The following is a 15297-nucleotide window of genomic DNA, read 5'->3' on the forward strand; positions in this document are numbered from 1 at the left end:
ATGGGCGCCACGATGCACCAGGGAGAAGCCATCCTGATCGTGACCAGCCTGCTGATGACGCGCATGCTGGTGGCATTCTCAGTATGGCCCATCTTCATGGGGCAGACTGTTCCCGTCATGGTGCGCATGGCGCTGGCCGTGGCCTTGAGCAGCCTGATGCTGCCGGCCGCATTGGGTGATCCGGCCATGCTGTCGATTTCCTACCCCCAGGCCGTGTTCGTGATCCTGAAGGAAGGGGGGATCGGCCTGGTGCTTGGTTTTTTGTCGGGCATAGGTTTCTGGGCCCTGTACACTGCCGGCACGATCATTGAATTCCAGGCCGGCATGAGCATGGCGACCGTGGTCGACCCGACCACGGGTCAGGATGATTCGATGGTGGGCGGCCTGATGATGCAGATGTTCACCATGCTGTTCCTCGTGACCGGTGGCCTGCTGTCGATGATTGGCACGCTGTACGAGAGCTACCAGGTGTGGCCGATCCCGAGCATGGCGCTGTCGATGGGCAACGCGAGCCTGGTGGAAGTCGGGCTGCGCGCGCTGGGCGAGATGCTGGGCCTGGCCCTGAAGGTTGCTGCGCCGTTCCTGCTGTTGATGCTGATGCTGGAAATCGGGCTGGGCCTGTTGTCGCGCTTTGCGCCGCAGCTGAACGCGTTTTTCCTGGCGATGCCGCTGAAGGCGCTGATCCTGTCACTGCTCATGTTGCTGTATGGGGCGGGCATGTCGGAGAGCTTGCGCGCTCTGCCCATCGCCGATTTTCCCGGGATGCTCAACGCGCTGCGCGGGGTCTGGCATGAGTAGCGAATCGTCCAGCCAGAGCAAGACCGAGCAGCCGACCAACAAGAAGCTGCGCGATGCGAGAAAGAAGGGCGATATCTGGCATAGCAAGGACCTGGCCGCGACGGTCGCGATCGTGCTGGCCCTGGTCCTGTTTGCGCTCGGCGGCATGAGCCTGGTCGAGCGGCTGGGCGCCATGCTGACGCGCACAGCCGGCGCCAGCTTCAGCACCCTGGACGATCCGGCGGTACTGCTGGCATGGACGCGCGACCTGCTGACGGAAGCGGCCTGGATCTGCGGCGTCGCCGTATTGCTGATGGCTGCGGTGGCGGCGCTGCTGGGGGCGATCCAGGTCGGCGCCGTGTTTTCGCTGGACCCGGTGATGCCGCGCCTGTCGCGCCTCAATCCGATCGAGGGGGCCAAGCGCCTGTTTTCGCTGCGCAACCTGGTCGAGCTGGCCAAGCTGATCATCATCTCCATCGCGCTTGCCGCCGTGCTGTGGTGGGTAGCGCGCGCAACCCTGCCAGCGCTGGTGCGCGCGCAGTGGCTCCCTGTAGGCGGCCTGCTGCCGCTGGCCGGCAAGATCATCAGCCAGATGGCCTGGATGGTCACCGTGGCGTTCGTTGCGATGAGCGCGTTCGATATCTGGTTCCAGCGCATGGACTACCTGAAACGCCACAAAATGACGAAGGATGAAGTGCGGCGCGAATCGCGGGAAATGGAAGGCAATCCGGAAATGCGCGGCATGCGCCGGCGCCTGCACCAGGAAGTGGGCATGGGGAACATGCTGGAGAACGTGCGCAAGGCGAATGTGGTCGTCGTCAATCCGACTCATATCGCCGTCGCGCTGTACTACGAAGCTGGCGTGACCGACCTGCCGCTGGTGGTCGCGAAAGGCGAAGGGCATATTGCACAGGCGATCCGCGACATCGCGCAGGAAGAGGGTATCCCCATCATGCGCAACGTCAAGCTGGCGCGCGGCCTGAATGATGCGGTGCAGTTGAATGCTTATATACCGGACGAATTTCTGGAACCCGTTGCCGAGGTGCTGCGTTGGGTACGGGATTTTCATGGACGACTTGGCGAGGGATCAGAGTGAAAAATAACCCCATGCATGGATTGAGAGCCTCCGGATCGTGGTCTGTGCTTGCGCGCCATGCGGACCTGCTGCTGGTGGCCCTGGTGGTGGCCGTCATCATGCTGATGGTCTTGCCGCTGCCGCCCTTCATTCTCGACAGCCTGATCGCGCTCAACCTGACGATCTCCGTCGTACTGCTGATGGTCGCGCTGTATATTTCCTCCCCGCTCGGCCTCTCCACGTTTCCTTCGCTGCTCCTGTTTACAACCTTGTTCCGCCTGGCGCTCAACATCGCGTCGACGCGGCAGATCCTGCTGAACGCGAATGCGGGCGAGATCATCGCTACTTTTGGCCAGATGGTGGTGGGCGGCGACGTGATCGTCGGCGCGGTGGTGTTCCTGATCGTGGCAATCGTCCAGTTCATCGTGGTGGCCAAGGGTTCCGAGCGGGTGGCCGAGGTGGCGGCTCGTTTCAGCCTGGATGCGATGCCGGGCAAGCAGATGAGTATCGATGCCGACCTGCGGGCCGGCATCATCGACAAGGATGAAGCGCGCCAGCGCCGTGCCAAACTGGAGAGCGAGAGCCAGTTGTATGGGGCGATGGATGGCGGGATGAAGTTCGTCAAGGGCGACGCGATCGCGGGCCTGATCATCGCGGCAGTCAACATCCTGGCCGGGCTGGCGATCGGCGTCTTCCGCAAAGGCATGGATGCCGGCACGGCGCTGCAGACCTATGCTGTGCTGACCGTTGGCGATGCCCTCGTGTCGCAGATACCGTCCCTGTTCGTGTCGATTGCTGCCGGTATCGTCATCACCCGCGTCTCCGATCCGGGCCGGGTCGGCAGCCCGAACCTCGGCAGCGAAATCGCTGCGCAGATCAGCAGGCAACCGAAGGCCCTGCTGGTGGGCGGCGCGATGGTTTTCCTGCTGACTTTGGTACCGGGTTTTCCCAAGTTCCAGTTCATCCTGCTCGGCATTGCGGTTGCCTCGCTTGGCTTTTTCCTGGCGCCGGCGCGGCGCCGCTATGCCAACGCAGCACAGACGCCGGTCCCGTCGATGCAGAAGGAAGGCCACGACGTGGCGCGCACCCTGCTCGACGCCGAAGAGCATAGCTTGACGATTCCGCTGGTGGTACAGGCGTTCCGCGGCGTCGGCAGTGTCCTGTCACCTACGCATTTCGAGACCGAACTGGCCGAGGCGCGGCGCTACTTCAGCGTTGAACTGGGCATCCCGTTTCCAGGCGTCGTCATGCGCGAGAATGCGCGCCTTGCGGAGGGCGAATACCGGATCTATGTGGATGAAATTCCCGTGCTGGCCGGGCAATTGGCGGAGCACGAGGTGCTGGCACTGGCATCACGGCAAATGCTGGACCTGGCGCGCATCCCCTACAGGGAGGGCGGCACGCCGCTCCTCGGGCGCGCCGCCCTGTGGGTTCCGGTGGAGGAGATCGACGCGCTGGAAGCGGCAAACCTGAAGTATCTCGAGAATGAGCAGATCCTGGCCCGCAGCCTGCTGAGCGTGATGCGCCGCCACGCCGGCGAATTCATCGGCATCCAGGAAACACAGTACCTGCTGAAGCGCCTGGGCGAGCAGTACCCGGACCTGGACAAGGAACTACAGCGCAACGTGCCCTTGCCGCGCCTGGCGGAAGTGCTCAAGCGCCTGGTGCGCGACGAAATTCCCATCCGCAATCTGCGCGTGATTGCCCAAGCCCTGATCGAATGGGCGCCGCGAGAAAAAGACACGGTTCTGCTGACCGAATACGTGCGCATCGCCCTGACGCACTATATTTCGCACCGCTTCGCGCTGGAGGACGGCTCATTGCCGGCGATCGTGCTGCATCCCCGCGTGGAAGAGCAGCTGCGGCAAGCGCTGCGCCAAACCTCGGCGGGCTCGGTGCTGATGCTTGATCCGGAAATCGGCAACCAGCTGGTTGCCAACATCAAGCAGGCGGTGGAAAGCCACGTGGAGAAAACAGCTGTATTGCTGACTTCGCTTGAGATCAGGCCCTATCTCAGGAAGTTGACCGAGGTGGAGCTGGCCGATCTCGCCGTGGTGTCGTACCAGGAGCTCAGGCAAACGGTGAGGGTAGTGCCAGTCAGTTCCGTGGAGATCTAGGGCCAGACCTCAATCTGTCGCATGAACAGTAGCCAACCAACCAAGGAGAACACCATGTTCGGGATCGACTTCGGTGGCATGATCCACCGCGCAGTACAGTTGCTGGATATTGACCCGCCGCCGCCCAAGCACGTGGACCCGCCGCCGCCCGCGACGCCCAACGTGGTCAATGCCGACTACGTGACCAAGGGACCGCGACCATCGCCGCTGCTGGTAACCAAGCCGCAGATCGATTTCGTCAAGGCGCCGGCACCAGCCGTGAAGGCTGCCGAGGAGTACACCGATAAAACGGTCGCCACCGCGAAAGAGACCAAGCAGGCGGCGGACAAGCTGCAAGCCGATTTCGGCGATGCGGCGCCGGAAGACAACCAGGCCGACTGGGAAATGTACGTGGCCCGGCGTACCGTCGCCAATGGCGACCAGGCCAAGGCCGAACAGGCGATCGCCGCCGAATTGCGCCTGACCTACCAGGGCGACCCGAACAACAAGGAGGCGGTGCAGAACGCAGCGCACGATATCGCGAACCGCTACCATGACGACCCGGCCGCCCAGGCGGCGGTCAACAAAAGCCTGGACACCGTCCTGACTGAAACCCCCACCGAACGTGCGACCAATACCAAGCTTAATGAAGTCAACCAGGCCGGTACCAGGCTCGATGACCTGACCGCACAGCAGCAGGGGGGCGACAAATCTGTCACGAGCAAGCAGATCATCAGCGCGCGCGAAGACTATGCCGCAAAGCAGAAGGAACTGCTGGCGGCGACCCGCAAGGAATTGAGCGCGACTTATGCGGACTTGCCTGCCGGCGTCAAGATCCGGGAACTGGACCCGCTGGCCTACGCGGCGACGCAGATGAACGGACGCTACGCCAATGATCCCGAGTTCAAGACCGTGATCGGGGCGGCTACAATCCTGCAACGGGTGGAAGACAGTGCCGTGCTGGGCAACGAGGCGCAAGTCGATTTGCTGGGCAAGGCGCTGCCGAAAGGCGTGGACCCGACGATCAAGGGGCTGGTGATGGCCGACCCCGGCGTGCAAAAAATCATCGACAACTACGTCAAGGACGGTGTCAAAGCGGTTGAAGATGCGTATGCCCAGAAGGGCACCGTGGCGGGCGCCGAGGCCTTGCGCGACGTGACCGACCCGTCCAAACATTCGGCTGTATCGCCCGAGATCGCCGCCAGGATCATCAACCAGTCGAAACCGACGCTGGAAAAGATCGTCGACGATATCGCCTCCCGGCAGGCAAAGGGCAAGGACGGCCAGCGGACCATCACAGATATCGGGTCGGGTATCAAAGTAGCCAAGGCGCTGTCGGCGGCGGTGGACGTCGCAGCTGCCGGCGGCGACTGGGAGAAGAAAGAATACAGCAACCCTGAAATCAAGGCTGCGGTGGAGGGCATCGCGCACCTCATCGCCACCAAACCCGCGTCGGATATTACCCAGCTGGGCTTCAAGGATGCGGTGGCCGAAGGCCACGCGACACTTGCCCTGGAAACCGTGCGCCAGGTATCGACCCTGAAAATGGATGAAGTTGATATGGGCGCGGCCGGGAAGTTCCACGATGCGGGCCGCTTTGAAAAGCAGCAGGGGGTGTGGCGCGATGCGACGCTGCGCGCGATCAATGACGGCCTTAACGGCTTGAAGAAAAACAACGAGGGCATGCTCGACAAGGCGACCAAAGGCATGGCGCCCTTGCTGGTCCAGGGCAAATACTCGCAACTTCTGACGGAGGACGATTTCGTCAAGGGTCAACGGGCGATGATTGAAAAATTCCCGGGACTCAAAAAAGACATCATCGATGGCCGCAAGGACATCGACGATATGGGATACAGGCTGCTGCGCACCAGCGAGGCCGTTGATTTCTACAGCAAGGACCTGGGCGGGATGGACGGCTACAAGAAGGCCGATGGCACTCGCAAGTCCCTGATGGCCGATGAGAAGGTGACCTCGACCATCCTGCTGAGCGATAGCGCTTCGATGCGCGCGAGTACCCAGATTGCCCGCAAGATGCTCTCGGACGATCTGAAAAACGGCGGCGGCGAGGCGCAGAAATTCGGTATTGGCGCGCAGCTGACCGGCGACCTGGCGGAATTCCTGGCCGAGACTTATGTCATCGGAAAGGTGAACGGCGGCGTGAATTTGCCAGGCGCCGCGATCAACGCCTCGCGCGCGGCCCACCTGCCTTACTTTGGCGGCACGGTGATCTGGGGTGTCGGCGGCGCCTTCCAGGCAGCCTTGACCGGGTATCTCTTCGACAACGTGCAGGTCGGCGACGTCGGCGGGCCCTTGCGCAAAGCCTTATTGCTCGGCCTGGTGGGCGGTTTCGCCGGTTTCCACCTGATGCAGGCCGGCATGGGCGCGGCGCGCATCCAGCCGCATTCGCTTGGCGACGGCCTGCTGGGGAAAGGTGGCGATAAGCTCGACACCAAAATCAAGAATTTCGGGACGAAATTCTTCGATGCCGCCGAATCCGGCGAGAGCAGCTGGGGTCTTTATGTCAAGGAAGGCTCGGTGCGCGACCGCTGGACACGACTCGCGACCGAGGCGACACAGCCGCTGGTCAAGCAACTGGTTGGCCTGATGACGATAGCCACGGCATGGGATGGCAGCGGCGTATTCATGAATCTCAACGGAACACTGCCCTTCAAGAACCCGGATGGCACGGCGGCCACCGATACGCAACAGTTCAAGCTGGGCACGCAATCCGTCAATCTCGCCAGCGACGCCATGCTGCTGCGCCTGCAGGTGCGCGAGATGACCTTGCGTTCCCTCGGCGCCAAGGTCATGGCCGATCCGGCGCTCAAGGCTGCCGCCGAAACCCGCTGGAAGATCGAACGGTTTGCCTTCGCTGCGTCGGAAGGAAAGAAGGTCGCCGAATTGAAACCGCATGAGTTCAGCTTCAATACGCGGCTGGCAGGCAAGTATGCACTCGGCGAATCGGGAGTCGACGGTGCCGCCGCCCGAACTGCGCTCGGTGAAGCAAGTGCGACCAGGAAGTTCCTTGGCACGAGCAAAATGCTGGATGTGTTCGAGCATCTGTTCGGTACCGGATCAAAGGGCAATGCGGCGAAGTGGGCAGAGACGCTCAGTCCGTCGGTCAGGGGCCTGCTGTTCAGAAACATCGTCAAAGAGGGCGCCACGAAAACGGTGGGGCGTTTCGCCGTATTCGGCAGTAACCCGATCGGCTGGGTTGTCAACATCGCCTACCTGGGCACGACTGTCGCCAATTGGGCCTGGGACCACAACAAGAACATACAGAACTTCCAGAACTACGATCGGACCTTCATGGAAGGCGTCGGCCTCGACAAGGCGCATGCCGACGTGATGGCGGAGCACGATTGGTGGAGCAGCGACGCCAAGGTCGACGGCTTCCTGAAAGCCTACGCAACCACGGGAGGCGACCCTGAGAAGTTCATCGACTACATCAACAAGACCGACCCCAAGGTGCTCGGGAAGATGCTGGAGGCCACCGAATCGCTCACCGATCATCTTGACGGCAAGGGCAATGTGGCCGATGCCAATCCCTTCTATGACAGCTATCTGGCCCTGCCGCCCAAGCCGGCCAATGTGGACCTGGCCAAGCATCCGACGATCCATTTCAACGCCGACAAGAACCGCTATGAAGATTCGGCGACAGGCATGTTTTACGAGAATGATAATTCCGGCTGGCGTCTGGAACGCAATGGCAACATCACGTCCTACTCCCCGGATGAACGCAAGCTGACGTTCTTCTCGCTGGCGGGACCGCAGACTACGCAGATCCATATCGCCAGTGCCGCCGGATGGAAAAACTGGCTGGCAGCACGCGAGCTGCCGTTGCCTCCGCAAGCGCCGCCACCCACGGACGTGCCACCCGATTTGCCGGCAGAGCCGCCGGTATCGACCCAGAATGTCTATACCGTCAAACTCAATGACAACGTGTGGGATGTCGCGGGCAACGATCCAGATATCGTCGCGAAGATCTATGATTTGAATCCCTGGCTGAACGAACGCCTGGAGGCAAGCGCCACTGACAGCGGGCACGGCCGAAATCCGAATATCCTCAATGCTGGGGAAATTCTGATCTTGCCAGAAGGCTTCAAGGCGCACGGGTGATCTAGCGCCACCAGCCGCCGCTTCCCCTGACCCTGTTGCCGGTGACCTTGTCCGTCACCGGCACAGCGGCATCGGTCCCATCCGGACCCCGCTCCTGCCTAGTCAATTGCAATAAATTGTATCGGGACAACCTCCCGTCACGCTTTCCGGTATTCTGGTCAGCCGTCACTGCGTCGGGACCCCCGGTAATGCCCCTAAATCACCAAGCACTCACCATTTCTGGTGGTTTCCAAACCGGTTTGATTTAGTTATGCTGTATTTGTTGTTGTTTCCAATGCAAGAGCAGGCGGGGACATCCATCGTTGCTGTCCCGGCCGCCTAGAATGGATCAGTAATCAGATGAGCGATTTGTCCCACCATCCCTGCCAGGTCTTGCTGGCCGACCAGATTTTGTCGACCAAATTTGTGATCCCTGCCGCCACTGCGCACATGCTGGCGCGGCCGCGCTTGCTGCAGCCGGGACAAGCGCCGCGCGCGGTGCTGGTCTGCGCACCCGCCGGGTACGGCAAGACGACACTGGCCGCGAGTTGGGCCGCCGCCAGTTCCACGCCTGTCGCCTGGCTGTCGCTGGATGCCGGCGACAACGACCCATTGCGCTTCCTGGTGCATTTCATTCGCGCGATTCAAGGCCAATGTGCCGAGTTCGGCAAAGTCCTAGCCGATATGTGTGCCTTGGTTCCGCCGCCCCCGATCGATGCCCTGATGCGGCCACTGATCAATCAGCTGTGTGCGCTGCCGGAACGGCTGTGCATCATCCTGGATGACTTGCAGTTGGTAAGCGAGCCGGCGGTGCATGAAGCCATCGCGTTCCTGGTCGATCATCAACCGGCGCAATTGCAGCTGATCTTCGTGAGCCGCAGCGAGCCGCCATTCTCGCTGGCGCGGCTGCGCGGCCAAGGGCAAATTGTGGAATACCGTAGCGAAGACTTACGCTTCAGCCTGGAGGAAGCGGAAGCGTTCTGCAACGAAGTCATGCAGCTTTCACTGCCGCATGAGCAGGTCAGCACGCTGGCCGAGCGCACTGAAGGCTGGATCGTCGGCCTGCAGCTGGCTGCGGTGTCCCTGAGCCATCATCCTGACAAGGCTGGTTTCGTCCGGAACTTCGCCGGCGACAACCGGCACGTGACCGATTTCCTGGTGGACGAAGTGTTGCACGGACATGCCGATGACATCCAGAATTTTCTGTTGCAAACCTCCGTCCTGGAGCGCTTCAACGCGGCGCTGTGCGATGCGGTGACGGGGCGCGACGATAGCCGCGCCCTGATCAGCGAGATAGAGCGAGCCAATATGTTCATCTTCGGGCTCGATGAGCAACGCCTTTGGTATCGGTATCACCATCTGTTTGGCGCTTTGCTGCAAAGCCGCCTGCGTGTGGCCGCGCCGGACTCGGTCGGGCTGTTGCACCGGCGTGCCAGCCAATGGTTCAGCGAAAACGGCCTCATTACCGAAGCCGTCCACCATGCGCTGGCAGCGCGCGACCACGAATGGGCTGCCGATTTGATGGAAAAGCACCACAGCGAACTCTTTTCCCATGGCCGGATGAGCAGTGCGCTGGCCTGGTCGAGACAGCTGCCGGAGACCGTGCTCGCACAACGCCCCTTGCTGTCGATGGTCTGCGCCTGGGGCTATCTGTACCGGGATGACATGGCCGAGCTGGAACGCCATCTTTGCCTCGTGGACAAGTGCCTCGCCCGATTTCATGACGCGCCTTTCGGCGGCAAGGAGCGCACCATGCTGGGCCAGCTTGCGCTCTTGCGCGGCTGCCAGTCGGCGTACGAGGGCAATATCGACGAGGGTCTCGTCCATCTGGATCAAGCGCAGGCGTCGCTCGCGCCGGCCCGGACCTTGTATCGCGCCGCAGCCGTGGCACGCGGCGTGTTTTACTTTGTCAGCGGGCGCCTGGATGAGGCGCAACGGCTACTGGAGAACAACGTCCTGGTCCGGGAAGCGACCCACAACGTCCAGGTGCCGATCACTGCCGCCGTCACGCTGGCGCGCAGTCATCTGCTGCGGGGCCGTCCCCTGGCTGCGAAGCAGATCTACGACAAGACCATCCAGGCCTTGCTGGTGTGCGGTTGGCAGGACTTGCCGGCCTGCGGCATGCTGCATATAGGCCTGGGCGAGGTCGCCTACGAAATGAACGAGCTCGTGCTGGCGGAACAGCATCTGGCGCGCGGTGTCGAGATGACTGCGGCCGGGATGCAATACGTGAATGCCTGGGGCCGCGTGCTGCTGGCGAAGACGCGCAAGGAACTGGGGGCGGCCGTGGAGGCTTGCGACCCTCAGTTCGAGGTCCTGTTGCCGCGCTACGCCGGCCGCCTGGTAGTGGAGGTCGCGCCGCTGTCAGCCGTGATTGCGGGCTATTGGCTGAGTCTCGGCCAGATGGATGCGGTCCAGCTCTGGAGCGAAGCCGCGCGCTTGCCGCTCGAGGAGGCGCTGGCACCCGGCCGCGAGGCGGAATACCTCGTGCTGGCGCGCTTCTTCATCCTCGCCGAACGGCACAGCCAGGCGCTCGACCTGCTGGAGCGCTTGTGGTATCCAGCTCTGCAAGACCGGCGTCTGGCGGTGATGACCGAGATCCTGGTGCTCAAGGCGATCTGCCTGCAGAAGGACGGCCGCAGCGACGAAGCGATGACGGTGCTGCAACAGGGTGTTAGCCTGGCCGAAAACACGCATCTGCTGCGCGTATTCATCAATGAAGGTGATGCATTGTCCGGAATGCTTAAAAAGCTGGCGCGCGGCGCTGATTACAAATCCTATGTCCATACCTTGCTCGGTCATATGGGCGCCGACGTGACTCAGGAGTCGACGCAGGCTTTCGATCGCCTGCCGCAGTTGTTCAGCAAAAAAGAAAAGCTCGTCGTCAGTCATATTGCACGAGGTGCGACCAACCATGAAATCGCAGAGAGCCTGTTCATCTCCTTGAATACACTGAATTCGCACGTGAAAAAAATCTACGTGAAATTGGGCGTGAACAGCCGGCTGCAGGCAGCCGAGCGCCTGCGTCAGCTTGGGCTTTCCGAGTCGCCCCAGGTTAGGATAGGAGGCCAGTGAAAGATGGAGCAAGTTCTATGAAAAGTGAAGTGGCACCGACCTTTCTAAACGCCCAGATTGGGACTGCTTAGGCTTGCTCGATGATCGCCAACTTTCAGTAAAATTTCACGCAGCGAAAAGTTCGCCTCTATGGCTTTCCTAAATATAAGCAGGAGGGCCTCGATGTCATCAAGAGTGGCGGACGGTTTGCGCATATCCAAATAGGCGCGAATAACTGGATATTGATGAGCGGGAATAAAGCCTACATCAACAATTTCCTCTTGGCGCATAAGGCGCTCGCATAAGTTCCGTTCTTGATAGATCACACGACTGGCCACCTCATAGGCGATTTGCTCTGTTAGCTGAGCTTCATCCAACGCAAGGGTTGCAGAGTGTTGTTCGCCAACCGCGAGCAACTGCTCCATGGATTCTACGTCGGTGGAGACAAGCTGTGGTTTGGAAAATTCCCCATTGATGCAGTCCAGCAGCCAGGAAACCGCGCTGAGCTTCCCGTGCAATAGTGGGGTAATCCGAACATAGGTATCTGGTGAAATGACTTGTAACTCAAGCCCAAGACGCTTTACAGAGGCTACAAGTTTCAATATGTTTGAGCTTTGTTGGCTCAGCAGAAACTCAAGATTTGTGTAGAGACAATCGTTGGGCTTCCCTTCGTTGAGTTTCCTGCTCATCCATTCCGTGCCGTTCTCGAGTTCAGCGACGATGCTTCGACCAACGACCAGAATTTCATTCAAGGCGGCGTACATGATGAACAGTTCGGTCCCGATCTCATGCGCTTTCTTGTCCTTGTGATATTTGAGTAGTTCTGGGACGGAGATGGCCTTGGCAATGGGCTCGATGATTGCCTTGATGATTTCGATCACAAGTGCTCCCTAAGCAATTGGGCTTACACGTACCGATTCGGTCATAGGTCTGTGAAAGGGGCAGCTCCCACGTTCAAGGCCCAGGCATGCAGCATAACATCTCGCCCAAACCGAAAAACGCGCAAACTCTCACACTTCAAGCGGGCATGCCGCGCCTACTTCAGTTGGAAGACGCGAGCGAATACGGGACTTACCGACCGGTCTGCAAGTGCGGTCGCCGTCGTGCAATGTGACAGCTTGGAAGGGGAAGGGGGCCTGCACGGATTGTCCGCCGTGGCGGCCGACAGAGCACCAGTCGCGCCGGCCCGACATGACCAATAGGGCGGCGCTTCCCCAGAAGCCCAGCTTCTTCTTGAAGATGGCCATGTTAACCTGGCACGCTAATCTCAAGTGGCCGATTCGCAAGACATGGGGGTGGCACCATCACCGAAAACTATCGGCCATCGGGTCACGGGACGTTTCGAACATTTGATGAGCTCAAAATTCTTGTCGCAAATGGCAACTAAGCTTTACGAGCCAAATGCATTCGGCAATGCGGTGGGTCAAAGCGTGGCGGAACAGTTCGATTCGGCGTCTGAACTGAATGCGGTTCGTGAACGACGCACACGCGCAAGGGGAAGAGGTGATCTGGACCGCAGGTCCTTCGCGGCATTGCACAGGCTATCCGCGCGCGTGGTCGCTGCCAGCATGCGCGGCAATGAACACCGCGACGGCCGACCTGCAATAGGATTCGATTTCGTTGTCGTCCGCTGCTCTGGCCTCATCGAAGCGTGCTATAGCCAAAAGATCGGACCCTTTGAAAAGCGCAGCAAACAAGCGGGCGGACTGGTGAGGATCGGGCACGTTCAGAACCGACTTCGCGTTCAGCTGATGCAACAGGGCCTCGATTTGGGCGATGACATGGGCGGGCCCGGCTTCGAATTGGAGCTTGCTTAACGACCGTTGATTCGTCTTGTCGGCCATGATCATGGCTTCGACACCGCGGACTTCCGGGCTCAACAGCGTGCGAAGCAGGTTTGATCCTACCGCCATGAGCTGATCTTCGGCAGAACCGTCGACGCCTTCAAACAGGGCCTGCGGGGAAAATTGATGGCAGCGGGCCGCGATGGCCGCGCTGAACAGCGCCTCCTTGTTCTCAAAGTGCCGATAGATGCTTAGCTTGGATATCTTCGCGCGCTGGGCGACCTTGTCCATTGTGGTCGCTTGAAAACCCAATTCCTCAAAGAGTTCGCACGCGGCGTTGACTATGGTTTGGCCAAGTGCTTCGTTGGCGGGTCGGCCGCGACGGCCCTGGCTGTTTTCGGTCATGATAATTTTAGTACTTGACAGTATTCAAATTCAAGTCTTACGATACCACGTAGTACTGGAAATATGCAAGCCAATGCACCAGGCACACACTCTCCATCCACAACACGGAGCCCATCACCATGAATGACGTCATCATCATCGGCGGCAGCTTTGCCGGCCTCGCCGCCGCCCTGCAACTTGGCCGTGCCCGCCGCAAGGTCACTGTTCTCGATACCGGCCTGCCGCGCAATCGCTTCGCCAGCCACTCGCATGGCCTGCTTGGCCACGATCACAAACCACCGCTGGACATCCTGGCCCAGGCGCGGCATCAACTGGCGCGTTATCCCACAGTCAGTCTGGTCAGTGCCCGGGCCGACAGCGTCTCGGGTGGCCTCGACGATTTCACCGTCCTCACCGACAATGGCGAAAGCCTTGGGGCGCGCCGCGTGATCCTGAGCTATGGAGTGGCCGACCAGATGCCTGATGTTCCGGGCTTTGCCGAAAGCTGGGGCACGTCCATCGTGCCGTGCCCCTATTGCGACGGCTTTGAAGTCGCCGGCCAGCATTGGGGCGTCCTCTGGACCGGCCCGCAGTCGTACCAGTCTGCCAAGCTGTTCCAGCATTGGACCGACAAGCTGACTGTCTTCGCCGATGGTCATGACATTCCATCCGATATCCAGGCCGATCTGGCCAACCGCAGCATCTCTGTCGTCGCTGGCCGGATCGTTGAGATCGCCCATCAGAAGGGGCACATCTCCACCGTCAATCTGGAGTCCGGCCGCAATATCGCGGTCGACGTTTTGTTCGCACAGCCGCGCAGCAAGCCGTCCGCAAGCCTGCATGAATCAATGGGCCTCGCCACCGTGGACACGCCCACCGGCATCGTCCTCAAGGTCGACGAGCGGCGCCAGACGAGCGTGCCCGGCATTTATGCCGCCGGTGACCTGGCTACTCCCTTCCTGCCTTCGGTCACCCAGGCGTCATCGCAGGGCGCGATGGCGGGTATCTTCGCGCAGCAATCGTTGTTGGATTGAGAGCGCAGATTAGAGCAAGGATATCGCATGGCAAAGAAGAACATTTATCAGGTCGCCGACTGGAATGGTCAAAGCGGAGCGCGTTGGGTTGCCAACCAGGCCCGGCTTGATGCCATGGTAGCGGTGTTCGGCGAGGCCGCGATCGAAGCCGTCGCGCCAGCGCCGGGCGAGCGCGTGTTGGACATCGGCTGCGGCGCCGGCGCGTCGAGCCTGGCTCTGGCCGCTCGCGTCGGTGCGGAGGGCCAAGTGCTGGGCGTGGACATCTCCGAACCGCTGATCGGGCGAGCCCGCGCGCTTGCGCCACCGGATACGCCGGTCCTGTTCCAGTTGGCCGACGCCAGCAGCGCCGCACTGCCTGAAGGCGCGTTCGACATCCTGTTCTCGCGATTCGGGGTGATGTTCTTTGACGATCCGGCAGAGGCCTTCGCCCATATGCGTGGCGCGCTCCGGCCGGGAGGGCGGGTGGCTTTCGTTTGCTGGCGAGGCATGGCCGAGAATGATTGGGTGCGCCTGCCGATGGGCGCGATCAAGGACATCGTGCCGCCGCCCGCGCCGCCTGATCCGGAAGCGCCCGGGCCATTCTCGTTCGCCGACAAGGGGCGGGTGGCACGCATACTGACGGCGGCTGGTTTCACCGATATCGCTTTCACTGCCTTCGATGCGTCAGTGCCGTTGGGCGAGGGCGCGACGCGAGACGCGGCGATCGACGACGCGCTGAAGATGGCGCTTGAGGTCGGGCCGGTGTCGCGCGCGCTCGTTGATCGGCCCGACGACATCCGTGCCCGTGCCTCGGCCGAGGTTCGTGCCGTCTTCGCGGGCCTTCCAGGCGAGCGGTCGGTGATGATCAAGGGCGCGGCGTGGATCGTCACGGCACGAAACTGACGTCGGCACGAGCAAGCGTGCCGGTTGGCTGATGTTTGCGCCCGCGCTGCGATACCAAAGTAACATGGAGCCCCAGACTGCTATTGTTGATAACGACTGTGCCCGAGGCGTCC

At 61.0% G+C, this 15297-nt stretch carries 9 protein-coding genes; 7 read left to right on the forward strand and 2 right to left on the reverse strand.

The annotated features are described in order from the left end of the window. From sctT to ACN9MZ_RS15475, 5 genes are all read left to right on the forward strand, one after another. Nucleotides 1-798: a type III secretion system export apparatus subunit SctT gene (gene sctT, locus ACN9MZ_RS15455; protein WP_426337878.1), complete on the forward strand. Its 798-nt coding sequence runs from the start codon at nucleotides 1-3 to the stop codon at nucleotides 796-798. After that, nucleotides 791-1873 carry a type III secretion system export apparatus subunit SctU gene (gene sctU, locus ACN9MZ_RS15460; protein ID WP_426337879.1) on the forward strand — a complete coding sequence of 361 codons (1083 nt, stop codon included), beginning with the start codon at nucleotides 791-793 and terminating at the stop codon, nucleotides 1871-1873. Before sctT ends, sctU begins: the two co-directional genes overlap by 8 nt. A gap of 44 nt (nucleotides 1874-1917) precedes the next feature. Continuing rightward, complete coding sequence (sctV, locus tag ACN9MZ_RS15465; protein ID WP_426337880.1) at nucleotides 1918-3969, forward strand: type III secretion system export apparatus subunit SctV; 2052 nt, start codon at nucleotides 1918-1920, stop codon at nucleotides 3967-3969. Nucleotides 3970-4023: 54 nt separating this feature from the next. After that, complete coding sequence (locus tag ACN9MZ_RS15470) at nucleotides 4024-8067, forward strand: hypothetical protein (RefSeq protein WP_426337881.1); 4044 nt, start codon at nucleotides 4024-4026, stop codon at nucleotides 8065-8067. Nucleotides 8068-8406: 339 nt separating this feature from the next. Beyond that, a complete protein-coding gene (locus ACN9MZ_RS15475) occupies nucleotides 8407-11121 on the forward strand; it encodes a LuxR C-terminal-related transcriptional regulator (protein WP_426337882.1) in 2715 nt (904 codons plus the stop codon). 44 nt (nucleotides 11122-11165) lie between these two features. Here ACN9MZ_RS15475 and ACN9MZ_RS15480 read toward each other — a convergent pair whose 3' ends face one another. Both ACN9MZ_RS15480 and ACN9MZ_RS15485 read right to left on the reverse strand, forming a co-directional pair. Next, nucleotides 11166-11981, reverse strand: coding sequence for a hypothetical protein (locus tag ACN9MZ_RS15480; RefSeq protein WP_426337883.1), 816 nt, complete (start codon nucleotides 11979-11981; stop codon nucleotides 11166-11168). Between the two features lie 660 nt (nucleotides 11982-12641). Further along, nucleotides 12642-13289 (reverse strand): TetR/AcrR family transcriptional regulator, encoded by a 648-nt coding sequence (locus tag ACN9MZ_RS15485; RefSeq protein WP_426337884.1) that lies wholly within the window; start codon nucleotides 13287-13289, stop codon nucleotides 12642-12644. A 119-nt stretch (nucleotides 13290-13408) separates the two neighbouring features. On the opposite strand from ACN9MZ_RS15485, the gene ACN9MZ_RS15490 reads away from it, so the two are divergent. Further along, nucleotides 13409-14302, forward strand: a complete 894-nt coding sequence (locus ACN9MZ_RS15490) for an NAD(P)/FAD-dependent oxidoreductase (protein WP_426337885.1) — start codon at nucleotides 13409-13411, stop codon at nucleotides 14300-14302. Nucleotides 14303-14329: 27 nt separating this feature from the next. Then, nucleotides 14330-15184, forward strand: coding sequence for a class I SAM-dependent methyltransferase (locus ACN9MZ_RS15495; protein WP_426337886.1), 855 nt, complete (start codon nucleotides 14330-14332; stop codon nucleotides 15182-15184). Nucleotides 15185-15297 lie beyond the last annotated feature (113 nt).

The organism is Pseudoduganella sp. S-14 (genome assembly GCF_049913285.1).
Taxonomy (GTDB): Bacteria; Pseudomonadota; Gammaproteobacteria; order Burkholderiales; family Burkholderiaceae_D; genus Rugamonas.